This is a genomic window from Nostoc sp. TCL240-02 (genome assembly GCF_013343235.1).
In the GTDB taxonomy this organism is placed as follows: Bacteria; Cyanobacteriota; Cyanobacteriia; order Cyanobacteriales; family Nostocaceae; genus Nostoc.
In genome coordinates this window covers 6,173,818-6,200,332 of record NZ_CP040094.1, presented here as the reverse complement: position 1 = coordinate 6,200,332, position 26,515 = coordinate 6,173,818, and the positions used below count along the sequence as shown (strand labels likewise).

At 41.1% G+C, this 26,515-nt stretch carries 16 protein-coding genes and 1 pseudogene; 7 read left to right on the top strand and 10 right to left on the bottom strand.

What is annotated here, in order from left to right:
* Positions 1–137 precede the first annotated feature (137 nt).
* From cas6 to cas3, 7 genes and pseudogenes are all read right to left on the bottom strand, one after another.
* Entirely contained in the window at positions 138–974 is an 837-nt protein-coding gene (gene cas6 / locus FBB35_RS26360; RefSeq protein WP_174712089.1) for a CRISPR-associated endoribonuclease Cas6, read from the bottom strand.
* Positions 964–1,584, bottom strand: a complete 621-nt coding sequence (locus FBB35_RS26355) for a 2OG-Fe(II) oxygenase (RefSeq protein ID WP_174712088.1) — start codon at positions 1,582–1,584, stop codon at positions 964–966. Before FBB35_RS26355 ends, cas6 begins: the two co-directional genes overlap by 11 nt.
* Before the next feature lie 109 nt (positions 1,585–1,693).
* Complete coding sequence (gene cas5d, locus FBB35_RS26350; RefSeq protein ID WP_174712087.1) at positions 1,694–2,401, bottom strand: type I-D CRISPR-associated protein Cas5/Csc1; 708 nt, start codon at positions 2,399–2,401, stop codon at positions 1,694–1,696.
* Positions 2,402–2,406: 5 nt separating this feature from the next.
* Complete coding sequence (gene cas7d, locus FBB35_RS26345) at positions 2,407–3,441, bottom strand: type I-D CRISPR-associated protein Cas7/Csc2 (protein ID WP_174712086.1); 1,035 nt, start codon at positions 3,439–3,441, stop codon at positions 2,407–2,409.
* A gap of 42 nt (positions 3,442–3,483) precedes the next feature.
* Positions 3,484–6,781 (bottom strand): annotated as a pseudogene (gene cas10d, locus FBB35_RS26340) (type I-D CRISPR-associated protein Cas10d/Csc3).
* 2 nt (positions 6,782–6,783) lie between these two features.
* Positions 6,784–7,020 carry a DUF433 domain-containing protein gene (locus FBB35_RS26335; protein WP_174712085.1) on the bottom strand — a complete coding sequence of 79 codons (237 nt, stop codon included), beginning with the start codon at positions 7,018–7,020 and terminating at the stop codon, positions 6,784–6,786.
* A 33-nt stretch (positions 7,021–7,053) separates the two neighbouring features.
* Positions 7,054–9,186 carry a type I-D CRISPR-associated helicase Cas3' gene (gene cas3, locus FBB35_RS26330; RefSeq protein ID WP_174712084.1) on the bottom strand — a complete coding sequence of 711 codons (2,133 nt, stop codon included), beginning with the start codon at positions 9,184–9,186 and terminating at the stop codon, positions 7,054–7,056.
* Between the two features lie 322 nt (positions 9,187–9,508).
* Between cas3 and FBB35_RS26325 the strand changes: the two genes are divergently transcribed.
* The 3 genes from FBB35_RS26325 (at position 9,509) to FBB35_RS26315 (ending at position 15,053) form a co-directional block, all read left to right on the top strand.
* Positions 9,509–10,375 (top strand): WYL domain-containing protein, encoded by an 867-nt coding sequence (locus tag FBB35_RS26325; protein WP_174712083.1) that lies wholly within the window; start codon positions 9,509–9,511, stop codon positions 10,373–10,375.
* A 155-nt stretch (positions 10,376–10,530) separates the two neighbouring features.
* Positions 10,531–10,734 carry a response regulator gene (locus FBB35_RS26320; RefSeq protein WP_174712082.1) on the top strand — a complete coding sequence of 68 codons (204 nt, stop codon included), beginning with the start codon at positions 10,531–10,533 and terminating at the stop codon, positions 10,732–10,734.
* Positions 10,735–10,910: 176 nt separating this feature from the next.
* Positions 10,911–15,053, top strand: coding sequence for a PAS domain-containing protein (locus FBB35_RS26315; protein ID WP_174712081.1), 4,143 nt, complete (start codon positions 10,911–10,913; stop codon positions 15,051–15,053).
* A 117-nt stretch (positions 15,054–15,170) separates the two neighbouring features.
* On the opposite strand, the gene FBB35_RS26310 is transcribed toward FBB35_RS26315, so the two are convergent.
* From FBB35_RS26310 to FBB35_RS26305, 3 genes are all read right to left on the bottom strand, one after another.
* A complete protein-coding gene (locus FBB35_RS26310) occupies positions 15,171–20,969 on the bottom strand; it encodes an ATP-binding sensor histidine kinase (RefSeq protein WP_174712080.1) in 5,799 nt (1,932 codons plus the stop codon).
* 324 nt (positions 20,970–21,293) lie between these two features.
* Positions 21,294–21,461, bottom strand: coding sequence for a GNAT family N-acetyltransferase (locus tag FBB35_RS35920; protein WP_368041856.1), 168 nt, complete (start codon positions 21,459–21,461; stop codon positions 21,294–21,296).
* A 3-nt stretch (positions 21,462–21,464) separates the two neighbouring features.
* Positions 21,465–21,626 carry a hypothetical protein gene (locus FBB35_RS26305; protein WP_174712079.1) on the bottom strand — a complete coding sequence of 54 codons (162 nt, stop codon included), beginning with the start codon at positions 21,624–21,626 and terminating at the stop codon, positions 21,465–21,467.
* A 204-nt stretch (positions 21,627–21,830) separates the two neighbouring features.
* On the opposite strand from FBB35_RS26305, the gene FBB35_RS26300 reads away from it, so the two are divergent.
* The 4 genes from FBB35_RS26300 to crtD all read left to right on the top strand — a co-directional run bounded on the left by FBB35_RS26300 (position 21,831) and on the right by crtD (position 26,503).
* Positions 21,831–22,589, top strand: coding sequence for a sucrose-phosphate phosphatase (locus tag FBB35_RS26300; RefSeq protein WP_174712078.1), 759 nt, complete (start codon positions 21,831–21,833; stop codon positions 22,587–22,589).
* Positions 22,589–23,221, top strand: a complete 633-nt coding sequence (gene ruvA, locus FBB35_RS26295) for a Holliday junction branch migration protein RuvA (RefSeq protein ID WP_174712077.1) — start codon at positions 22,589–22,591, stop codon at positions 23,219–23,221. Before FBB35_RS26300 ends, ruvA begins: the two co-directional genes overlap by 1 nt.
* Positions 23,222–23,346: 125 nt before the next feature.
* Positions 23,347–24,531: an 8-amino-7-oxononanoate synthase gene (gene bioF / locus FBB35_RS26290; protein WP_174712076.1), complete on the top strand. Its 1,185-nt coding sequence runs from the start codon at positions 23,347–23,349 to the stop codon at positions 24,529–24,531.
* 457 nt (positions 24,532–24,988) lie between these two features.
* On the top strand, positions 24,989–26,503 hold the full coding sequence (crtD, locus tag FBB35_RS26285; RefSeq protein WP_174712075.1) for a C-3',4' desaturase CrtD: 1,515 nt from the start codon (positions 24,989–24,991) through the stop codon (positions 26,501–26,503).
* The last annotated feature ends 12 nt before the right edge of the window (positions 26,504–26,515 follow it).

Genomic DNA, 26,515 nt, shown 5'->3' with positions numbered 1-26,515 from the left:
TGTTAGCTGATGTATAAATATTGTAGCAACACTATTGTCCTCAGCGATGCGGACAATAGGCATATTGATTCAATGCCGCAATGGAAATATATTCAGTTTGATTCATAACTTAGATGATTTTTAAATGATTATTGAAATTAGGGAGAATACAGCCGTCGTGTCATCCCCATCCCCATAGTTGTTTTTCTGCCAACACCGCTATATAAAGCAAAGTCAGCTAAAGCGTTAATTTGCTTAATTTGTATTGGTTCAACTGCCCCTAAAATTTTATAAGTAACTTCGCCAACAATGCCAATAAATTTGCTGCGAGAATCAGCTAATATTTCTGTGTGAATATTGACAAATGAGGGAAATATTGACTCAATGGCAATCTGAGTAAATTCTATGCCACTGTATTTATTCCACCGCGAAAGTAGGGAATTGAAAACAGATTCTCTGGTAGGAAGAGTAGTATCATACTGTCCTTGACGGAAGGCGGTAGGCGTGGAAAAGGTAAGATTAATGGAAGAATTGCGCTCGCTAGCTTCTTCGTATAATTGAGCATAAGTACTGGCGTTTGCCCAAGGTTGAATAGATTGGGGTGTGCCTTGAATACTGGTAATATACAAGTCAGCCGGGCCAAGATGCCAAGGGCGATTGGGATTAAGATTTAACCAGAGTTGGGTAAGTTTGCCAAATAGAGTGTCATCTAATAAAGAGATGCGCCACCAACAGGGAGTCCCGGCGGGAATGGGTTGTTGATGTGAGTATTGCAATTTAGATCCCCCCCTACCCCCCTTCAAAAGGGGGGAATTAATTTGTAAGGGAGAGAGGGTGAAAGCTTTATCAGCAGTGGAATCGTGCAAGAGATCGCCTAGTTCTTTATCCACAGAACTAACAAGGGTTAAAAACAAGGCGTGGAGATGTCTACCTGTGAGATACTGTGGTGGAATAGGCGATTGAGGTAGCAAATTCAACACTAAACTATGAGGCATACTTTCTCTTTTTGGTTGTAGACTGAGTGATTCTTGACTCTACAGTGAACTCAGGGATTTCCTGGAGTTCAGCATCACTCAAACTATACTGTTCACAAACGAGACTGAGGCGATTTCCTGGGGTTTTGACAGCGTTAACCGAATGGGTTAAATCACCTTGAAAATAAACTAGAGTATTGAATTGGGGCTTAATTTGCCCAAGTTGGCGCTTGTGCGATCGCAATACCAGTTCTCCCCCTTCCATATCCGCAGGTACGCGCACATAAAGGACGCTGACAACCGCAGGCGGTTCAATGGTTTTGGAGTAGGAACGCAAAGAGCGATCGATATGCGGATCGACGCGGGAGCCTTCTTTTAGCTGTAAAGGATTGAGGTAAAAAGCATTACAACTCGGCTGGAGAGCTAAATCGAGGTAAGGCTTGAAGTAGGGAAACTGCTGTTCTACTTTTGCTAATCCAGAACGCTGAAATACAACAGAAAACCCTTTAGTGGCGACAAAATCGCGGTTGAGGTTGTTGATAGCAAAGTAAGGACAAGCTTGGATTTCTCCCCACAAGTTGTTTAGATAATCGCTGGGGAAGGCGTTGGTTTGTTGTTGATAGTGTTTCACTGATGGGGAGCGTACAGAACTAACAGGGGCTAAAAATTGTAACGTAATTTGTGACTGGATGCTAGAACCTGCGAAAAAGAAAAAACGTGGTAAAGGTTTTAGGAAGTGATTAATTCCGAAAACGATATTCTATCCGAACTGGAATTTTTAAGCTTTGGATGCCATCAAATTGATAGTATTGACCTCGCATTTGAACATTCTGAATTAAGCTAACTGGAGGCATATTCACAACATCATAGCTAATCACTTGATTAGTAAACATCACATCTAAAGGATTTAATGGATGTGTGCAAGTGAATATACCTTCAGCAATTTTAGGTTTCGGTAATTGTTTAACCGTTACTTCAGCCTTGCTCATCCATTTACCCAAGCGAATCCACTTTGGTAGTTTGAGTTCTTTTTGGTAGATGACAAAAAACTCAAATTCACTTTCTGGTGCTATTTCTTTCGCTCTCCCAAAACTAGGGATATTTTTCTGGGTTTTCTCCATTTCAACGTGGTAGTTATTATTAGCATACTTCCAGGTGTTAAGGATGGAAGAATGATTGAGCGATCGCGCCGGAGTTACATAAATCTGCTGTTGATTGAGTGGCGTTAAATGCTCCTCATATTTTGGCACTTGTTCAGGGCAGAAATAGCGATAAGAATATTCTTCAGCAACGGTAGTGGAGTAGATTTGGCTATCAACTAAACCCAGCGCATAACAAAGAGCGTAATTATGAATTATAGGCTCTGTTTCATACAATCGCCCAATTTCACGAGTTGCAAAATAAAGGCTGTCGTGCAACTCCAATTTACAACGGTAAATAAACACCATATCGCTTACTCCGTTGTAGCAACAGCTTTCTTATTATTCTTGGTATCTTTCTTAAGGTCTTTCTTGCCTGATTTAAGAACCCATGTTTGAGCATAAATAGATGATTCAGCATTTGCTTGAGTCAACATTTCTTGCAATCGAGTTTCATCACTGGTGATAGACTTCACTTCACTCAAAAGTTGTATGAAGGATGTACCAACAAAATCAGTATGAGAAATGCACTCTTGAGACATTAGAGCAGTAATTGCTTGTGTAGCCGCCTCTAAAACCTCGTCTTCATTGAGCGGATCAGGAGGATTAATTTGCTTTGGAGTTGCATTACTCATTACGTCATATATCTTTTGAGTCCAGAGAAGATTACTAACAATCTCACCATCGGCGAAAATGACTCCAACTAATTCATTACGCACTCTACCAGTGCGGGTAGTCTGCGCTCCGTAATGGCGTGTCCTGAGAATATTATTGAAAACGTAGAGAAATCCGGCTTCAGTGGGATCTTTCAGCGTGACAATACTGGGGAAAAAGACTTGAGGTAAGATATGATCTTGACTATTAATACGGCTAGTTACTTCCCCTTGATGGCTCATCGTCCCATTTTCAAAAGGTGCATTGAGGGTAAAATTAAGGTGAGAATCATCAAAGGGTGTAATAGAGTACGCTGTATCTACAACTACTTTGGATTTCTCAGAACCGGAATCACCAATAGCAAAACCGTAGAGAATACAATCAGGAGTAGTTTTGCTGAAATCTACGTTATAGTCGCATTTTTCCCAGTCACCAATTTTGTAGTTACGTAATAATTCTCTACCTGTTAAACGTTCTGGTGTAGACTGCTTGCGCTTAAACATTGCCAAGCGACTAATAGGTTCTTTACTGTCAATTCCAGCACGTACTCTAGCTTTATTGAGTTCACCATCTGTCTGAAATAAAGGGTAAGATTCTGTAACACGAATAGTAATAAAATGAGCATATTTGCCCATTGGTTTAGCAGGAATTACATCGTGGAAAAATTTAGAATCGAGTGTTTTCAAGAATTTCATGGTTTAATTGCTCCTATTGGATTAGTTGAAAAAAAGAATAAATTAGACTGAAGCTTCAAGTTCTAATTCAGGAATATCATCAGGTTCCTCTTGTGGACGTGCTTTACGTTCTTCATCATCTGCTAGGCGATAAAGGTATTCACAAGTATCTCTAATTAAATTGAGTTGAGTACCTGCTAAACGGGCGCGATCGCTTTTAAAGCTTCCCTCAAATATTTCTTTTACAAAATACTTAGAAAACTCATAAACTGCTTGACGTTCTTCTTCAGAAGTTAAGGCAGGTTTCCACTTACCATCAATTAAAGTTAATGTTGGTTTTCCTTCAGCCGCTCTCCGTCGCACATTATTCATCAACTTGGCTAGACGAGCCGCTACCACATCTATTAATGATTCAGTATCACTAGCCATAGATTTATCAATTTTCAAAATTACATCAGCAGCCTCATCAATTGGTTTGAGAATGGCATTAGCTTTGGCATATTGACTTTTAGAACGATAAAAACGACGGTAGAGTTCTGTTAACTTACGCAGTTGATTCACAGCTTTTCCTTTTGGTTCAAAATAGTGATAAAAATCCAAGTATAGGCGAACTTTCGCCAGAGATACAGAATCAATTTTGTCTTGCTTTCGCAACCATTTATTCAGGTAATGAAAGACATAGAGAGGACTAGTTTCTAAATCCCGTGCTAAATCTGCTAATTTTCCCCAATCTGGATCGCCATCTTTTTTACGGTTAACTTCCAAGTGAATAGAATAAGCAGCAGTGAGAGTATTGAGGGGAGAAAATTCACGCTTTTCTGAACTACGAGGTAGAATGCTATCTAAACGATAGTTATCTTTTTGAATCAAAGAACGAATTGCTTGATGTTCTCCATCAATTAAAACTGTTTCTTCAAAATCAGCACCACTAATGAAAGGTGGTACAGGTGATTCTGATGCAACGACTTTCACATCTAGAACAAGCGGTAAAGCAAATGCTAACCAAGCTGGCATTATCCACGATTCTGTATCTGTTGGTTCTCTTCCTGGTGGTAAACCGATAAAGAAGAAAGTTAATGTTTCATCATCAGGATAGCTAATTTTAAATGTCTTATCATCTTCTGGTGAAATATCCTGCTTAATCAACAAATCATCGACTTGTTGATAGTTGTTAATTGTTAAATTTGCAACTTGTTCTTTGGAAATAAAATGTTTGCGAAGTTCAGCATCAAATCGAGTTTGAGATATAGCGTTATAAGCTTTTTGCAAAAACTTATTTGTTTCTGGAGTAAAGAAATAAGCAGGATAGAGATAAAGATAGCGATATTTACTACCTTCAAAGTCTGCACCAGTCGCATTAGTTTTACTCATCAAAATTTGCCTCAACATGATTTCAATTGACCAGATTGAGCAAATTTGCCGCTTTGCAGCTTGAGCATTAAATAAAATTTGGCGATTACTGTAAACTTGTGGTGCAAATAACGTTGCTGACTCCATTTGCTCCGTTACAGTGTAGGGAGAACTAGATATAGCACAAACATTTTCTCTACCTCTCCCTGTAACTTTTGCAGCGTTATACCTACTTATTTCTATTAAAAATTGGTCTGGCTTAGGTTCAACAACTGCACCTGTTGGTAAAGAAATAACTCGACTTACATAAGTGCGTAAATCACTCCAACCGTCAGGAATTGCAAAATCTTCTAAAATAGGCTCAATAAGCTTGGAAGTATAGTTAACCATACCTTCCATAAACTCAATATTTTGCGCTAAATTTTTACCTAGATTTTTATGGTAATATTTAGCCGATAAATAATACCAATCTAAAGGAACTCCTGCTGTTTTCTTAAGAGATTGAACTTGTCTTAAAGCTGGTATTTCCTCTAGCAAACCTAAGTATTCAGCTAGTTTTTCAGTCAGATTTAAATCAGGAATATTTTTACGTTCAGCTTTAGGAAATTGTTTTTGGTATTCATTCGCGCGTTCTTGCCATTTACCCCAAATACCTCGACATATAATATCTCCAAATTCAGCTAATCTATCAATTTGAATTTCATTACCAAATACAACATCTATATTTTGTGGTAATTCTCCTTGTGTTTGAAAAGTTTGTAAACTTTCACTCCGCTTACCAGATGAGGCTAATTTAGTATCAGGCAGTATACTGATAGCTGCATTAATGCTGACTTCCATTAACTCATTAGCACGGAAAAATAACCAGTAGTAATCAGCGAACTTGAAACCTTTACCATCTCGACTAAAACCTGTTTGTCGCTTTGTTAACTGCTTACTGCATAATGTTTTAATTTTATCTACAACTTGATTGGGAATATCAGCAGTATGAATTGCAGGTGCATCTTTACTGGCAAGGTATACTACACCATCTGGCAAATACAATAACTGTGTGTAGTATTGCTGAGAATGTGCATCCATCAAAGCATTATTAATAATATTCGTCAGTACACCACGATTGTCTGATAATGCATGATAGCTAAATGTTAACTGACCATTACTTAAGTCGTTTAATAACTCAGGTAATTTTTCATTTCTGCCATCACTTTCAACATCACGAGGATGCTTTAATAATGAAGCAAATAAATCAGACATTTTTAACAATCTGTGCAGAATATTCCGCACTCGACCATCTAAATTAGGACGCAAACCACGAATTTCTAAACCTCTATCAGCATCACTTCCATCACCAGCATTACTACTTAGCCACACAATATCATCGATACAATTTTCCCAATCTTCACCCAAAAAACTATCTAAACTAAAATCCTGAATTTTTTGTTTTACATACCCACGTCTTAAATTTGGTGCATCTGATTTCTTTGCAGGGTCTTTACGCCAATCACGGTTTTTAAATACATCATCTGTGTCATTTTCTTTCAACCAAATTGGATAGTCAGGGAATTTTTCAAAGTCATGTAGAATATACGCAGCTACAAATAAACGAGTTTCCTTTTCTTCACATTGACGCTTAACAGGATTAGTTTCCAGTTGTGATGACTTTAATTTCTGAATAATCCGGTAGGTAGGGAACAGACCATTAAGCAGATGAGATAATAAAGATTGATCATGTTTACTACGTTCAACATTTTTACCTTCGGATCTACGGTCTTCTGTAAATTGACCTCCCTTAGCTAGTTGCTCCCACTAATTGATGAATTAGTTTAGGTAGCACATTCTCAGAAAAACTAATAATTATGGAATCTCTCTTATTCTCTGGTACTTCTTTAATTGCTTTTTTAAAGAGGCTAATAGTTAAAAGTTCGCGCTTAATAGGAGTATCTTTTTCGTCTTCCTCATAGTTATCTAGGTCTGGAATTTCAGGATATTCATCAACGTTACTCATACTCATTTCTATTCTCCATCGTCACTATATAAATCTTGAATTGTCTTAGCAGCAAATGCAATACACGCTAAAATATCTTCTCGTTCTATACCTATATACGCCTCTAAAATGCTCTCAATACTTTCTCCACCAGCTAATAAATCTAAAATTAAAGAAACCCAAATACGATGTCCGCGAATGCAGGGTTTGCCAAAACAAATGTTTGGGTCAATCGAAATTCGAGTAAGCAAATCATCTTCAAGCATTAGTATTCCCAAAATTTGATGTAATATAACTTTCTAACAAATCCAGCCATCATCCTTTTTCGGCTTCCGAAACCAAAGTAAGGTTTCCAGCATTAGTGCAGATTTACCAAATGCTATAGTGTACGGTGGTGACTTCTTATCGTCGCTACTATATTTATCTGCTAAGGAGTATGCTTGAAAGTGGATAGGTAAACCTAACTTTGCTCTGAGGTAAGTGCGATCGCAATCTGAAAGAAAGCATACTAAACCCCTACCTGATACAGCATCACTTATTTTATTAATTCCGCTACCGTGGGGTTGGCGAATTTCTAAACCTTTTAGAATCTGTACTTTACCAGATTTGGCAATTTCGCTGATATCTTCTGAATAGTAAAATTTCCAGTCTTCTCTTACTTCTCGGTAGCCAGTCAGTTTTAAACAGCATAAAGCTTCTTGAAAACGAGTGGTTGTAACTCTAGATTTTTCAGCTTGTTGTATAAATTCCTTTCTATCCATCCATTCAAACTTAAAGTTGCTGAGAATACCTGGTAAGTTATAAATTTTAAAACGTTCATTTTCTGGTTCTTCTGGATTTGTTGAATCATAAATTGCACAATCTAACTGACTACTTCCCCGAAAACTTCGTGCTTCATCAATGACTTTCTTTTTCTTTTCTTGTAAACATTGATTAATTTGTCCATATTTTGTCCAAATATTTACATCAAGTGCTTTTTCAATAGTCTCTTTAAAATTTTTCTCTGCATCGGGATATTGATGAGTCAGTCGTCTTAATTCTTGATGAACACAAGCTGATTGAATAGCACCCCAGCGTTTAGGGTATTGCTTAAATTCATTCACAAATGGGTAACTTGAACGAATAACTTGTGTAAAGGTTACTCGGTCGTAAGTTTTGCCATCTTGCAAACAGTCTGAATCAGGTTTGAATAATGTTTGAACAATAAATTTGGGAATCAAAGTATAAGCATGATAAGGATGAGGGTGAAAATCTTTATGTCTGCCTATCCGGCCAAAGCGTTGAATAAAATTACCTGCATCAGCACCTTCAAATACCAAAAAATTAATTCTAAAATCCACACCTACATCAATAGTTGATGTTCCTATAAGTAAATCGGCTTTCGCAACTGATTCAGCTTTTTCTGTCTCACCAGTTAAACCCGTATTTTCTCTAACCTCTAAGTCTAAAGGTTTAAAAATATTTTTAAAATGCTTAACTAGTTTCTTAACCGCAGCAATTGAGTTGAGAATAATTGCGCCTTTACTGCCTGGATAATCTTGAAAAAACTTTAAAATTACTGATTCGGAATTTTCTATTATCCAATCATAACTAGATGAAAAATTAGTTTCTAGTGTTTGCGGAAAAAATAAGGTTATTGGTTGACTAATCTGCCGCCATTGAGTGCCATTTTCTGAAAAACAATATTTTTCTTTTTTGGCTGGATCAATTTCTTTATAATTAATGCCAGATTTATCACAAAAGTCTAGCAATAAATCATCTGGTGTTGCCGATAAAAACAAAAATTTCTTACCGGGGACGGTATGCTTAATTAACAATATTGCATTGAAGATACTTGCAACTTGAGCCGAGGAAAATACATGAAACTCGTCAAATATAAACAAATTGTAGTTATCATCTATTTTACTGAATAGCTTATTGGCGTTTTCTCCCTTGGTTTTACCATCTTTTTTAAAACGCCTAAGATAGCGAAAATCGTGAATATAGTAAAAAATATCGGGATTAGTCAGCAAAATTTCTGCTTGATTAGAAAGATTAGTTAATCCAGACTGTTTAGTTGGTAATTTATTTGTTTCGATAAAATCTTCCAGAATAGCTGCATTCAGACGATAAATCTGTGGGTTTTTCTTTGGTTGAAATTCGTCCTTATATTTTTGTACTTGCTTTTCCTGATCTCTCGCTAACTCGTTAGTCGGGTAAGTTGCCATTGTGGATACACCATCTGTCATAGCCAGAAGAAAAGCAGCCAAGCTTTTACCATCCCCAGTTATGGCAGTGTTGAACACTATATCAATATTTGGATCGCGCAATGCCTCCAAAGTTTCCACTTGATGCCAAGAAAGCGACCAATCTTTAGGTAATTTCACCCCGTCAGGTGTAGGGACGGTTTGGGAATAAACAGGTTTGAGATTTATGCTGTAATTTTCGGACATATCCTTGATAATTCCCTACAAATGCTTGGTTTATCGGAAATTTTATGCAAAAAGAATGACAGACTTAGTAAATCTAATCAATTTCTGCCACCAATGGCGGCAGTTTTTATATATGTGCTAAGAAATACCACTTAGAAATTTCTGCAACCAATGGTTGCAGTTTTTGAGATGGGTATAAAACATCTCCAGGCTATTTCTCGCACCAATGGTGCGAGTTTTTCACTTTGCTTAAAAACTGTCCGTAACTCGTTGTTATTCCCTATAATGCCATGCAAAATAGAAGTTGCCAAGATATATCCGTATAAAAGTGTCCGTATAAAATATGAGTCGAAAAGGTCAATCTATTACACTGTCGATATCAGAACATGATAAAGCCGAGCTAGAAGCGATCGCTCGTGAATTCGGTATGATGTGGGGAGAGGAGCCTAACATCTCGAAGTTAATTAAAGCGATCGCTCAACGTAAGTTACTCATTGGCAACAATAACGATTGGAAAGAACCACGCATCAGGGCATTACATAGATGTATCAATGCTTTGACAGATATCGGGCAAATTGAACAAGCCCAAATCATTGCACACTTACTTCTGGAACGCAGCGAACTATCATTACCGTTGCGAGGCGAAATTGAACGTTTCTTAGAGAATTTGCCCCCATCTTGGCGCTTAGAGATAGACCGCTACATCTTGCGAGAACAGCCCTTTCAGCTTTCCTATCAAGATGCAACTGGACGTTTATTAAACTTTACGGTTCGCCACGCCAAAGTAGCACCCCACGAAAAGCGACAATATCTTGATTGCTGGTGTGAGGAAACAGAAGGAAATTTTGATATCCCAGAACTGGTTCACAACTGGAGTTTACGATTAGACAGGATTACGGATGCGGCGGTGACTTTAATTTCCGGTGAGTGGCGTACTAATTTGGATGAGATAAAAGTAGAAATGCACTTATTAGCAAATTTGGCTTTTGCTTATCAAGCTAAACCAGAAGATGATATCCATGAATGGCTACCAGATAAACCAAAAGTTCGACGAGTGATTAGGCGAGTATCTAGTACATTTTGGTTTAGCCGCGAAGTCATGCAGTATGCGCCAGATTGTGTAGTGATATTACCTGAGAATGTGCGCGATCGCCTCAAACAAAAACTCCTCACCCTCTGCCAGTTATACGATATCGAAACCAGGCCTTAACTCTTTCCCTTTCCGAGTCGGCTACGGTGTACACACAAGTCCAAGTCAACTACTAACAGAAGGAGTTTTAGGGAGTAAGAGGTGGTGGAAAATCCAATAAGAGTTCACGCTCTTTGAATTTTCCCCCTTCCTGCATCAGCTTAATCTCATCTTAAATGGATATTCAAATGCCAGAAATGGATGGATTAGAAGCAACCCGTCAAATTCGTGGCGATCGCAAAACCCATTCCATTCCCATTATTGCCCTGACAGCTTTGGTTATGCCCGGAGATTTAGAACAGTGTCTAGAGGCAGGCGCAAACAACTACTTAGCCAAGCCTGTCAAACTCAAGCAATCGCATTTATTTTGTAATATATAGTAACATTAGTGTAATCCACCTTTGATCATAGACTTTTCCTAAAGTCATAAAACTGAGGGTATGGTAAAATCCTTACATAGATGGATGAGGATTTTAGCGCTATTTCAAAATTAGTAATCTCTCTATGATAACCTGCGGAGTGTGGGCTTGAACTCTATCCGCTCAATTAATTTACGATGTCTCAGCAACAGCGCACCCTCTTAATTGTCGATGATTCCTCAGAAGATCGAGAACTATATCGGCGGTATTTGTTGCGCGATCGCGAATATTGTTACACTTTTCTAGAAGGAACTCTGGGACAGCAAGGGCTAGAACTTTTCCAGCAACACCAACCAGATGCCATTTTACTTGATTATCGACTGCCTGATATAGACGGACTGGAATTTCTGGCTAAATTGCAAATCTCAACCCAACAGCAGTGCCTACCTGTGATTGTTGTCACAGGGCAGGGCAATGAGGCGATCGCAGTTCAGGCGATGAAAGCCGGCGCACAAGATTATATTGTTAAAGAGCAAATTACCGCACAAGGGCTGCAAATAGCAATCAATGGGGCAATTGAAACAGTGCGGCTACGCACTCAACTGCAACAGCGTATTGAACGAGAGCGCGTAGTCGCGCAAATTACGCAACAAATTCACTTATCTCTGAATCTGGATGAAATTCTTCAGGCAACTGTAGCCGAGGTGCGGCAGTTTCTCCACACAGATCGCGTCCTGGTTTTTCGGTTAAATCCTGGTGGGGATGGGACAGTAGTGGCAGAATCGGTTGGGAGCGAGTGGCGATCGCTTCTTTCCTCTACTATCCAAGATCCCTTCCTAGCTGAGACCTACATCACCTCCAATCAACCGCAACCTGTCAGCTACGATCCCGCCTTTATCAAGAATAATATCGAAAGCTATTATCAGGGACAAGTAACAGCAGTATCGGATATTTATGACAGCAGTATTGACTCATGCCACGGTGAATTGTTGGCACAGTTTCAAGTCAAAGCTCATCTGGTTGTACCAATTCTGCAAGATAACCAGTTTTGGGGATTGCTGATTGCTCATCATTGTACCTCCCCGCGATTGTGGCAGCCCTTAGAGATTGACTTGCTCAAAGAATTGGCAACTCAGGTGAGTATCGCCTTACGACAGGCAGAACTGTATCAACAGGCACAACGTGAACTAAAGGAACGCCAACAGGTAGAAGCGGAACTGCGACAGAGTGATGAACGGCTGCGATTGGCACTGTCAGCCTCTCGGATGGGAACGTGGAACTGGAACATCCAAACGGGAAAAATTACCTGGTCGGATAATCTAGAAGCCTTATTTGGACTGGAAGCAGGAGAGTTCGACGGCTCATTCGAGATGTTTGTCGCACGGTTGCACCCTGAAGATCGCGATCGCGTTCTGGTAGCCGTAAAGCGTGCGATCGCCACCGGAGAAGACTATGACATTGAATTTCGGGTAGTATATCCCAACGGTAAGATTCGCTGGGCACTCAGCCAGGGCAAGGTTTTCTACGACCAACAGGGGCAACCAATGCAGATGGCGGGTATTGATTTAGATATCACCGAACCCAAACGATCAGCCCAGGTTCTGCGGGATAGTGAAGAACGTTTTCGGCAACTCGCAGAAAATATTGAGGCGGTATTTTGGATCAAAGAGGTGTACGAAAACCGAGTCAGCTATGTTAGTCCTGCATATCAAAGACTGTGGGGATTGAACCCAGAGGAATTGTATCAAGGACAACAATCATGGGTCGATCGGATTCACCCAGAGGATCGAGAATCAACTCAGAAAGCGTTTCATGAAAAAGCTGTTGCAGGTAAATTTGATGAGGAATACCGGATTATTTTACCCGATGGTAGTATACGCTGGGTTCGCGATCGCTGCTTTCCCCTTCGAAATGAAACCGGAGAGATTTATCGGTTTGCAGGTATTGCCGAAGACATCAGCGAACAGCAAGCTGCGCTACGCGAACGCAAACAGGCAGAGCAAGCCTTGCGAGACAGCGAAGAACGCCTGCAAATGGCACTGGAAGGTTCTGGTGGCGGTCTCTGGGATTGGAACATTGTTACCAATGAAGATTATTTAAGTTCCCGATGGCTGGAAATGCTGGGATATGAGCAAGGAGATTTACCTGGGGACTTTAGCGCTTGGGAGCGGCTGATTCATCCTGACGATAAAGTTTGGGTGATGGAACGGTTGAATGCTCATCTTCATGACGATTCGGTGTCTTACAAATTTGAATATCGAATGTTAACCAAGTCTGGGGAGTGGAAATGGATTGCCAACCACGGAAAAGTAGTTTCGCGCGATCAACAGGGCAATGCACTCCGTATGGCAGGCATCCATCATGATATCAGCGAGCGCAAACAGGCAGAACTTGCTCTGCGAAGGAGTGAAGAACGCTTCCGCACCTCAGTTGAAAATATGCTGGACTGCTTTGGGGTATACCGTGCTGTACGGAATGAGCAAGGACAGATTGTCAATTTTGTGACTGAATATGTTAATAGTGCAGCTTGTTTCAACAATCAAATAACTTATGAGCAGCAGATTGGACAAGGGTTGTGTGAATTACTACCAGAGCATCGTGAAAGTGGATTGTTTGATGAATACTGCCAGGTAGTAGAAACAGGACAGCCGCTCATTAAAGACAGTTTAGTTTATGAAGATGATTACGGACAACAACGCTTAGTTAGAGCCTTTGATATCCGCGTGGCTAAATGTGGAGATGGATTTGTTGCCACTTGGCGAGATACCACTACTCGCCAACAAACTGAAGAAGCCTTGCGCCAGAGTGAAGAATTTAAAAACCGCATTTTAGACAGCAGTTCTGATTGCATCAAGGTATTAAGCCTTGATGGACGGCTGCTGTACATGAATACAGGTGGACTGTGTTTGATGGAAATTGATGACTTAAATTGCTATCTCAATACTGAATGGCTCGGTTTCTGGGAAGGCAGTTCTCGGCAACAGGCAGAGGAGGCACTCGCTACCACTAAAACAGGCGAAGTCAGTATTTTTCGCGGATACTGCCCAACTGCAAAAGGCACTCCGAAATGGTGGGAAGTGGTCGTTAGCCCGATTCTGGATGCTTCCGGGCAACTAGAACGAATCTTGTTGATTTCACGAGACATCACTGATCGCAAACAAGCTGAAATCGAACGTGATCGCTTATTCAAATTAGAGCAAGCAGCTAGAGCCGAAGCCGAACGCGCTAATCGGATCAAAGATGAGTTTCTGGCCGTTCTCTCCCACGAGTTGCGATCGCCTCTTAACCCAATTCTCGGCTGGACAAAACTGCTACAAACCCGCAAATTTAGTGAAACCAAAATGGCTGAAGCTTTAGCCACTATAGAACGCAACGCGAAACTGCAAACTCAACTGATTGATGACTTGCTCGATCTAGCTAAGATTCTGCGCGGCAAACTTAGCATAGATGCGGCTCCTGTGAATTTGGCATTTGTGATTGAATCTGCGATCGACACAGTAAATACAGCAGCCCTTTCTAAATCAATTATGTTGCATTCAATACTGCCGAATATTGGGCAAATCTCTGGAGATTCCAACCGCCTTCAACAGATCGTTTGGAATTTACTTTCTAATGCGATCAAGTTTACCCCCAAGGGAGGACGGGTTGAAATCCGATTAGAGCAAGTAGATGAGCAGGCACACATTATCGTCCGTGACACTGGCAAAGGCATTAGCTCTGACTTTCTCCCGTATATTTTTGAGTCATTCCGTCAAGAAGATGTCTCAATTACTCGCAAGTATGGCGGGTTAGGATTGGGATTAGCGATCGTCCGGCAGTTAGTTGAGGCGCACGGCGGCACCATCACGGCTGATAGTCCTGGTGAAGGCTTGGGAGCCACCTTTACAGTCCAGTTGCCACTACTGAATATTGAATTGGAAATCAAGCAGATAGATGAATTGCCACAACCAGGACTCGAACTTACGGGGATTCGAGTTCTCACAGTTGATGATGATCCCGATGCTCGTGAACTACTAACAGTATTGCTTACTGAATACGGAGCTACAGTCCTAACTGTTACCTCTGCGGCAGAAGTGTTAGCAAATTTGGAGTCTTTTCAACCGGATGTGTTAGTCAGTGATATTGGGATGCCTGAAGTCGATGGTTATTCCCTGATTCAACAGATCCGAACTTTAACCCCCGAAAAAGGCGGACAAATTCCCGCGATCGCTTTGACTGCCTACGCCAGAGTTGATGATTCCGAGCGAGCCATAACTAGTGGCTATCAACGGCACGTTACTAAGCCCCTTGATCCAGAAGAGTTAGTTCAAGCTGTGGTAGCACTCGCACAGACGAAATGAAACCATTGCATTCTCCAAAATGATTTGGTTAATGGGTAATAAGTAAGTTGGTGCAACAAACCAAATTATGTTGTGAAACTTAAACACGTTTAAAACCCAACCCTTACAAATGACAAATCAAGATTGGCAAATTGGAATCATAATCATGAATGTGGCTCCCTGTCCCAGTTCGGAAATACACTGCAATGTGCCTTTGTGTTTTTCAGCCACAATTTGATAACTAATGGAAAGTCCCATTCCTGTGCCTTTGCCAACAACTTTTGTCGTAAAGAATGGATCGAACAATTTTTGCTTGATATGAGCAGGAATTCCAGTACCATTATCTGTGATTGTAATGGCAACTTGTTTGCTTTCTACCAGGGCAGTGCAAATCGTAATGGTAGGATTTAAGAGTTGGTTTTGAGTGTTTACTTCTTCTAGTGCATCAATGGCATTGCTCAAAAGATTCATAAACACTTGGTTGAGTTGTCCGGCATAGCACTCGACTAAGGGTAACTCCCCATAATCTTTGACAATCTCAATGCCAGGAGAATCAGATTTCGCTTTCAGCCGATGTTGCAGAATCATTAGTGTGCTATCAATGCCCTCATGAATATTGACTTCTTTCATCTCGGCTTCATCCATGCGGGAGAAAGTGCGTAGAGAGACAACAATTTTTTGAATGCGTTCTGCTCCAACTCGCAGCGAATAAATGAGTTTGGGTAAGTCTTCTAGCAGAAACTCCAAGTCCATCGCCTCAATTTCTTCTTCAATCTCAGAATCGGGAGTTGGGTAATGTTTCTGATAAAGTTCCAGGAGTCTGAGAATATTTTTGGTGTATTCATTCGCATGGCTAAGATTGCCGAAAATAAAGTTGACTGGGTTGTTGATTTCATGGGCAACACCTGCCACTAATTGACCCAATCCTGACATTTTCTCGGATTGGATCATCTGCATTTGGGCGTGCTGGAGTTCTTGCAGGGTTTGCTCTAGCTCTACTGTGCGCTGATTCAATTGAGCTTCAGCACGTTTGCGATCGCTGATATCCATAACAAAGGCACAGTGATATTCATGGTGCTTAAACGTCATGAAGTTGACCGTGACTTCAGCGTGATAAGTGCTACCATCTTTTTTGAGTATGGAAGTTTCAAAGGTGGATGAACCTTTTAGGCGAATATTCTCCCAGTGTTTTGACCATCCTTCTTGAGAAAAATCTGGAGCAAACTCATACGCATATTTGCCAACAATCTCCTCGCGGCAGTAGCCCAAATCTCGACAGCCAGCCTCATTGATATAGGCAATCCGGGCATCTGGCTCTACCCACCATACAGAAATAGTTGCATTATCGATGGAAAACTGCATTAATTGGGAATCTTCTAACGCTTGTTGTACATCTTGGTAAAGCCGAGCATTTTCTAGAGAAATGGCGGCTTGAGTACATAACAGGTTAAGCATCTCGACGCGATTGCTGGTAAATGCCCCAGTTGTCAAGTTATTCTCCAAATAGAGGATACCTGCGAATTTACCCCGGTAGAGAATCGGACTACATAAAATGCTTTTTGGCTGTTGGTTCAAAATGTAAGTGTCACTGGCAAAGGTTGGATGAGTAGTCGCATCTGCCAACACCACAGGTTGTAAGGAATGTTTGACGTGATAAATCAGTCTCAGAGGAATATCCTCGCTTTCCTCGACTGGAGTTCTTTGCAGAACAATGGGTTGAGTATTAACGCTGATAGTTCCTTTAATCAGCAAGCAATCGTTCCGCAGCAGCATTAACACGCATTTTTCTGCCCCAGCATTTTCAATCACTATCCGAAGCAAGGCGGCTAGGAGTTTTTCTAATTGAATTTCACCAGAAAGAGTTTGAGAGGCTTTGAGAACAGTTAACAGATCGAGCGATTCTGTAATGCTGCTTGAGCTAGAAGTTTCAGTAGAATGAAAAGCTGGGGCAAAAATTGTATCAGATGGTGTAAGTGACGGTTGCCGTTGTTGCACAATTGCAGCCAAAAGCTGAGGATAGCGATGTTCTAAATCGCTGACTTTGGCTTTAGCTCCCCAATGAGCGTAGCAGTAATACGCTTCTTGTAGATATGCTTGAGCCAGTTTTTGTTTGCCCCATTGGAGGTAGAATTTGCCTGCTAATTCGTTGCTTAGTGCTTCTTCTTGAATATATGCATTTGCTTTGGCAAAAGCAATGGCGCGATCGTAGTAATCCATTGCTTCATACATCTGCCCCAACACCCGATACTGTTCTGCTTCAACCAAATAAAATTTGTGTAAATGATTTTTAGGTGCTAGGTTTGACCATTCTTTCAGCTTCTTTTGATTATCAATAACTTCCTGGGGCAAACTATTACCTTCCTTACCTTGGGCGTTGGTTAACATCGCCAGATGAGTCAATGAATCGTAAAAGCGAAACACCGGAATCATGAAACAGCCGGATACACCATTCAAATATTGTTTGGCATCAACTGCCACTTTTATGGCTTCCTCCCACTCATTGAATAAATAACAAAGAATTAGTTTATTTATATACAGTGTTCCCATTGCATAAAGGTCGTTAGCCTGTTGATGCTTGGGCAACATGATTTCTTCGTCATATACTACACCTTTAATTTCCCAAGGACACTTACTCTCTCCAAGGAAATTTAAGGCGGATTGGTAAAAAACTCTTAGATAATTGTGAGCAACTTCCTGTTTAAGTTGAGCCAATGCCTGACTGTAAACCTTCATCTCTGGTTCTAAGATTGACAAATTTTTTCCCAGAAAAAAGGACAGCGAACAATAATTGTAGGCACAGTAGGCAGCATATTCTAAAGTTCCCATCTCCAAACCGCTATGGTATCCATCAAGCAGAGGAGCGAGTGAATCTTGAATATGATGTTTCCAAGGTTTCACAAAAGGATAAACCATGTTAATCGTGCTGGCTTTAAATTCTCTACTCTCGAAGCGTGATAGTAGTCCCATTGCCAGTTCACCAATGCGATCGCCTAAATCTATTTCTCCAATACCGCATAAAATTACTCCATACCAAGCATAAGCCTGTGCTGATACCGCCGCATTCCCATAAGCAACTGATAATCTCACCTGCTTGCACACGATTAATGGCAGTAATTCTGGAACCGCTTGATAGACTGCTGCTGTCACAGTCGCTAAAATTCTGATCTCAGCCAAAGCTTTCAGGTCTTTCATCTCAGGCAGTTCTAACAAATATTCTAAATGTTTTTCTTTTAATACGTCTTGAGTTTGTTGTAAACTTTCAGTAATATCTGCGTTAGTCGGCTGCTCTGGAAACGAAATTCCAAATAATTTTAAAATAGAAAGAGCAGTTTTAATAGCTTTGGGCTGATTACTTTGGGCGACATCAGCCAAAATTCTGACTTCATAGACCTTCACTTTATCTAGTAATTGACGAGCATTTTGTACTACCTCATCAACTATCTGCTCCATAAGTCTAAAGTCACCGCTCAGACAGGCTACTTCTGCGGCTAAATCGTGGAGAGCCAACGTTAAATCATAGCATTGCTGCCAAGAACTTACTGTGAGCAATTGTATGCCTTTAGTGGCGTATTCAATTGCTGCGACGTAAGCAGTTGCAGATTTTGCTTTTTGGGCAGCAGCTAAATTTAGTTTTGCTAATCTCTCCTGTTCAATTGCTAAGACAATTAAATCAGATCCTTTATTTAATTGATTAACAATCTCGAAGATTTTGTCTTCTTTTTCCGTCTCGTTCATGACATTTAAGAGCAATCGCCCAATTTTTAAATGCATGAGTTGTTTTTGGTTATCCGGGATCAGCGAATAAGCAGCTTGTTGGACGCGATCGTGCAGAAATTTGTAGAAAACAATTACTTTTTCATCAGTTAGTGCTGCTTGTAACTGTCTATTCTCTTCAATCAGCAACTCTGATTTTGACTGATAAAACTTGTAAATATCATTGCTAGGAATTACTAATCCTTCTTGAAGGGCTTCCCACACATCAGCAGCAGTTTCAGCTTGAGACTTTTCATAGATAATTGCTAGCATTGCTAAATCAAAAGAGTTACCAATACATGCTGCGAGTTTTAAGACATTTTGAGTGGCAACTGGCAATTTCTTTAACTGCATTGCCATAAACTCTACCACGTCATCTCTGAGGGAGAGCGATTGTACATAACTAATATCACACCGCCAATGCCCAACTTGTGGAGCAAACTGAATGCCTCCCTCTTCATATAGTGCCTTGACAAACTGGGTGCTGAAAAATGGGTTTCCTTGGGTTTTTTGATAGACTAGCTGGGTTAAAGGTTGTGCGATCGCTGCTGGACATTGCAATGTATCCTTAACCAGTGAATTTAAACTTTCTTGACTTAAGGGAGTTAATGTAATTGTATTTACCGTAGTGCCAGCTTTCTTAATTTCTTCTAACGTCAATATCAACGGATGAGCAGGCGAAACCTCATTATCACGATATGCACCAATCAACAACATGAAGCCACTTTCTCTTTGTCCAATCAACACTTGAATCAAGTTTAATGATGCCGAATCTGCCCACTGTAAGTCATCCAAAAACATCACCAATGGATGTGTAACTGTGGTGAATACTTGAATAAATTTTTGGAACAACAGATTAAAACGGTTCTGGGAAGCACTACCTGAGAGTTCCACCACTGGGGATTGTTGCCCAATAATCTGCTCTAACTCAGGAATTACCTCAATAATTACTTGAGCATTTTCCCCTAAAGCTGTCAAAATCCTGTTCTTCCATTCTTTTAACTGGGTGTCACTTTCGCTTAATAACTGCCCCATCAAGTCACGGAAAGCTTGGACAAAGGCACTGAGGGGAATGTTGCGGTTGAACTGGTCGTACTTGCCTTTGATAAAGTAGCCTCGTTGCCGGACAATGGGCTTATGTACTTCATTTACCACCGCCGTTTTCCCAATGCCGGAGAATCCCGCCACTAACATGAACTCCGAGGCTCCATTGGCAACCCGCTCGAATCCTTCTAGTAAGATTTTAACTTCTTGCTCCCTGCCATAGAGTTTTTCTGGGATTGCAAAGCGATCGCTCAAATCTTGCTTTCCAATGGAAAAATGCTCAATCTTTCCTATTTCTTTCAGCTGTTCTATGCAGAGATGCAAATCATGCTTTAGTCCCAACGCACTCTGGTAGCGGTCTTCGGCATTTTTTGCCATCAGCTTGTGAATAATTTCTCCCACAACCAAAGGGATCTCAGAGTTGATATCGCACACATTAGGAGGAAGTTTTGCAATATGACAATGCATTAATTCCATTGGGTCTTGAGAATCAAAAGGCAGTTTTCGTGTCAGTAGCTCAAAAAAACTTACTCCCAATGAATAAAAATCACTGCGATAGTCAATCCCCCGATTCATGCGTCCCGTCTGTTCTGGTGACAGATAAGCCAGAGTCCCTTCCAGGACATTAGGATTTTGAATTTCAGTGGTTTCTCTCGGTAATAAGGAGGAGATGCTGAAGTCTATCAGCTTTAACAGTTTGGTGTCTGGGTTAATTAGGATGTTAGCGGGTTTAATGTCTTTATGAATCACCCGTTGTTGATGTAACTGGTGCAGAATATCTGTCAGTTGTAGGGCTATAATCAGAAATTGCTCTAGGTTTTGTGGCTGTTCTTTAGTAAATTGCCGTAGTGATATGCCACCAAAATCTTCCATCACCAAAGCATACCCATTATGATACGGTTCTAGGCTGTGGGGCTTAATAATCCCAGGAATATCTAAGTTTTTGGCAAGGGAATATTGGTTGCGAAACTGTACTAGTTCGCTGAAGGTGGGGTACTCCCGTTTTAAAAGCTTGATTACAACTGCTTGATTATCTGCTTCTCTGACCGCGCGATACACGAGTGTGCGCGAACCTGAGTATAGTAGCTCTCTAATTTGGTAGCCTGCCAGTGTTACAGTTATATCTACTTTTGCGCTCATAGCTTTTACGGGGGGTTTCTCTAGTCAATTTAGAATTCCCTACAGGACATCTTATGTAACAAATTTTGGTAATTATTTACGTTTTGGATGTATGGGTTGTATGAGAAACTTCAAGTTAGCGATCGCTGATTGTGGAAATAAAAGATTAACTAACCACAGAGGCGCAGAGAACACAGAGAGGTTGATGATTAAAGAATTAATTCCGCAGTAAAACTTTTCCTATCCTCCATACTTCATGTAAATTCTTTCATCTGTTTGAGCTTGAATCATAAAACCCTCACGTTCATAAAGTTTACGTGCTGGATTTACAGCTAAAACTCTCAGTTACAGAGGTTTTTCCTTATCTTTTGCTTCAGAAATCAACTGGCGCAGAATAAATGTACCAATTCCAAAACGCTGAAAATTGGGAAGTAAATACAATTTGGTTAGCTGTATATGACTTGGGTAATACTCTATTGCTAAACATCCAACATCTTTACTTTCAAATTGGATAATTCAATGAGTTGATAAATCAATCGAAGCATAAGTCCGCACACGCTGCTCATTATCAACCCAGCTTCCCCAAGTTAGTTCTACATAAGATTGCATTGCAGCTTTCGTCACTTTGTAGATGAAATCAAAGTCAACCTCTTTTATGGGACGAAGATTTATATGCATCTGGGTTTTGATTAACTAGACACAGAAAAAGTCTATTTTTTGCTCTTGCAAAGAATTATTGCACTGCTAAGAATACATCAGAACCAAAATCTGGTAAATTATCCCCGAATGCATCGTCAAAAATCCGTGTCGGCCTATTGCATCTCGACACTCTTCAAATTTTCCGGGGTTTTGCCAACTATTTAGCTTAAGTACATCAAAATCATGAAACCATTTCTTTTTGTAACCGACCTAGATGACACCCTCGTATATCGCACTGTGGGTGATGACAGCGCTTTACCAGAACTAAATCAATTGCTGAAGAGACATCGCCAAGAATACGGCACTAAAATTGTTTATTCTACCGGGCGATCGCCCTTACTTTACAAACAACTCCAAGCTCAAAAAAATCTTTTGCAACCCGATGCCCTTGTCCTTTCTGTGGGTACAGAAATTTACCTTCATGGTACTGATACTCCAGACTCAGGTTGGTCAGACATCCTCTCTCCGGGATGGGAACGAGAAACTGTATTATCTATTACCCATAAATACCGTGAGTTAATTCGGCAACCAGATTCAGAACAGCGTCTCTTCAAAGTGAGTTTTTTTCTAGAACAAGATGCATCTGCAAATGTTCTACCACAACTTGAAGCAGAGTTGCAGAAATGTAAATTAAATGTAAAGTTAATCTACAGTAGCGGAATAGACCTTGACATTGTACCCCATAGCAGCGATAAAGGTCAGGCAATGCAGTTTTTACGCCAGAAGTGGAAATTTGCAGCAGAACAAACAGTTGTCTGTGGTGATTCGGGTAATGATATTGCTTTATTTGCTGTAGGCAACGAACGGGGAATCATCGTCGGGAATGCCCGAAAAGAGTTACTCCAATGGCATCACGAGCATCCTGCTACGCACCGCTACCTGGCTTCATGTTTTTGTGCAGGTGGAATTATTGAAGGCTTAAATTATTTTGGTCTCTTGTAATGATTAGTTATCTAAAAGGTATAGTCGCTGGTATCCAAACAATTGGCGCTAATCGCGTGATTCTGACTCTAGAAGTGAATGGCTTGGGGTACGATTTACAAGTTCCCCAAAGGTTAGCAAACCAGTTACCAGAGTCGGGAGGAGTGGCGCAAATTTTTACCCATTTCCAAATTCGGGAAGAAGTGCCCTACTTATATGGCTTTGCTTCCCCAGCCGAACGCGATTTATTTCGCCACTTGCTGACTGTCACAGGGATTGGTGCAGCTTTAGCGATCGCACTCTTGGACACTCTGGAACTACCAGATTTAGTCCAAGCAATTATCGCTGCCAATACACAAATCTTAATTCAGGCTCCCGGTGTTGGCAAAAAAATCGCAGAACGCATCTGTTTGGAACTCAAAAGCAAATTAGTCGAGTGGCGCAAATCAGCCGGGTTCTTCGTCGCCACAGGCGGGCCAGCACCAGGAATTCTCGAAGAGGTGCAAATGACCCTCTTCGCCTTGGGATATACTGCTCATGAAGTCAGTCACGCCCTGCATGTAGTCAGCGAAGATATCGGCCTACCCAAAGATGCCTACGTCGAAGATTGGATTAAACAAGCGATCGCGCATCTCAGCAGCGAACAAGTTTAATTGTCATTAGTCATTTGTTATTCTCGCCATGCCCCCCTTATGACCACTGACCGAAAACAACTCATGATACAAGTCCCTAAATTTATTTATTATTTATAGGGATCATTAATTTTGAATTTTGAATTTTGAATTTTGAATTCGGAGCGAAGCGACGTGACCCTTATGCCTGGCTAGAACAGTCCTTAGTAACAATTCATCGGGCAGACTGGTATCGTTCGGTACAACCTATCAACGGTCGTCCGGGTGCAACGGTGGTTTTAGCTGGGCAAGAGGTAATTAATTTTGCCAGTAATGACTATTTGGGATTGGCTGGGGATGAGCGGTTGATGGCAGCCGCAACTGCTGCGATCGCTGAATTTGGTACTGGTAGTACTGGTTCTAGATTACTCAGTGGGCATCGAGAATTACACAGGGAGTTAGAAGAGGCGATCGCATCTACCAAACATACAGAAGATGCTTTGGTATTTAGTTCCGGGTATCTAGCCAATTTGGGTGCAATTACTGCCCTTGTGGGCAAGCGCGATTTAATTTTATCTGACCAGTACAATCATTCCAGTTTGAAAAATGGAGCGATTCTTAGCGGTGCAGCAGTTGTGGAATATCCACACTGCGATGTTGAAGTACTAAAAACTCAGTTGAGTCAACAACGGCAAAATTACCGACGCTGCATAATTCTTACTGATACTGTCTTCAGCATGGACGGCGATTTATGTCCCTTGCCCGCACTGTTCGATCTGGCTGATGAATTTAGCTGTATGCTGCTAGTTGATGAAGCTCATGCTACTGGGGTACTAGGAAAAACTGGCACTGGGTGTGTCGAGCATTTTGGGTATACAGGAAAGCAATTAATTCAAATTGGGACTTTGAGTAAAGCTTTGGGTAGTTTAGGCGGTTATGTGGCAGGAAGTAGCGCCTTAATTGACTTTTTGCGAAACCGCGCACCCAGTTGGATTTATACCACTGGGCTTTCACCTGCTGATACAGCCGCCGCCTTAGCAGCAATCAAGATAGTGCAACAAGAACCACAACACCGCGCCCAATTGTGGGGGAATATACATTACTTGAAAACTTTGCTGCAACATTTACCTAATTTGAAATTGCTGCCTTCTGAATCACCGATATTATGTTTTCAATTGCTTAATGCCACAGATGCTCTCAAAGCTGGAAAACAGCTAAGAGATGCTGGCATTTTTGCTCCAGCAATTCGTCCTCCCACAGTGCCCACAAGTCGAATCAGAATATCTGTAATGGCAACTCACAAAATAGCACATATTGAAAAATTGGTATCAGTGCTGAAGGATGTTATTTGAATTGGGAATTAGCAATCGGTTAAATAACATCCAATAAAAACCAAGCTGTTGGACTGCTTAGTTAAATTGTTCAAAATCCACAGGTTTGACAATGTAGCTCTTTACCCCAAGCTGGTAACTCTCGATCATATCCCAATACTTGTCGGGTTTTGGGGAAAAGGGGAAGGGGAAAGGGGAAAGAAAAAACCTTTAACCTTTACCCTTTAACCTGAGCAGTATTGGATCATATCCTGGTCTTCAGCAGAAGAGGTCAGCACCACAACCGGAATTATTTGTGTGCATAGATTCAGATTTGAGTTGCTGTCAAACTTCTAACCCACTTATCCTGGCTTAGGCATCCATGTAGACGCGGTTTTTAATCGCCTTTTTAGCCGCGATCGCACCCTTGACCCAATTCAACTCAGAGGTAAGGTAAAATTATAAGTAAAAATATTAAGAAATTTAAAGAAACTAATCAATGTCCAGTAAACCTCTTGACAAAAGTAACTCTCATGTCATTATTATCGGTGCCGGAATAGGTGGACTGACTGCTGGAGCATTATTAGCTCATAGAGGTTACAGCGTCTTAATTTTAGATCAAGCCCTCGTACCAGGAGGCTGTGCTTCAACCTTTAAACGCCAAGGATTTACCTTTGATGTGGGTGCAACTCAGGTTGCGGGGTTGGAACCAGGGGGAATTCACCACCGCATTTTCTCAGAATTGTCAATAGATTTACCCGCAGCAACGCCTTGCGATCCTGCTTGTGCGGTGTATTTACCTGGGGAAAGCACACCAATTAATGTCTGGCGCGACCAAGAGAAATGGCAAGAGGAACGACAAAAACAGTTTCCTGGTAGCGAACCCTTTTGGCAATTGATGGCAACTTTGTTTGATGCCAGTTGGGAATTTCAAGGACGCGATCCAGTTCTACCACCACGTAATTTATGGGATCTGTGGCAGCTAACGCAAGCGGTACGTCCCAGTACATTAATTACCGTCCCCTTCACTTTGTTTACGGTGGGAGATGCTTTACGTTTATGTGGACTGGGAAATGACCAGCGATTGAGGACTTTTTTGGATTTGCAACTGAAGCTATACTCCCAGGTGGATGCAGAGAATACAGCATTACTTTATGCAGCCACAGCGTTGAGTGTATCCCAACTGCCCCAAGGATTGTTTCACCTCCAGGGAAGTATGCAAGTATTAAGCGATCGCTTGGTACAATCCTTAGAAAGAGATGGCGGCAAATTGTTGATGCGCCACACTGTAGAACAAATCAAAGTAGAAAACGGTAAAGTTACTGCTGTTGTCATTAGAAATCAGAAAACTGGCGAAGTTTGGACAGAAGCAGCCGACCATATAGTTAGTAACGTCACCGTGCAAAACTTGGTGCAGTTATTGGGAGAACAAGCGCCATCTGGATATAAAAACCGGGTGGAAAAACTACCCCAAGCATCGGGTGCGTTTGTGGTGTATTTGGGTGTAGATGCTAGCGCGATTCCGGCTGGGTGTCCTCCCCACCTGCAATTTTTGTATGATGTTAATGGCCCTATTGGCGAGAATAATTCCCTATTTGTTTCCGTCAGTCATCCTGGAGACGGCCGCGCACCGGAGGGGAAAGCGACAATTATCGCTTCTTCATTTGTCGATCCTGCACAGTGGTGGGAGACTGAAAATTATGAAGAACTAAAAGAAAAGTTTACCCAAGAAGCGATCGCTCGTCTTGCCCAATACTTCTATCTCAAACCAGAAACGATTATTCATCAAGAAGCCGCAACACCGCGCACCTTTGCCCATTTCACAGCCCGCGATCGCGGTATAGTTGGCGGTATTGGTCAAAGAATTCCTACCTTTGGCCCTTTCGGGTTTGCCAATCGCACACCCATCCAGAATTTGTGGTTAGTTGGTGACTCTACCCATCCCGGCGAAGGTACTGCTGGAGTGAGTTATTCGGCGCTAACAGTAGTCAGGCAAATTGAATCGCAAATGTAGCAGAAATTTTGT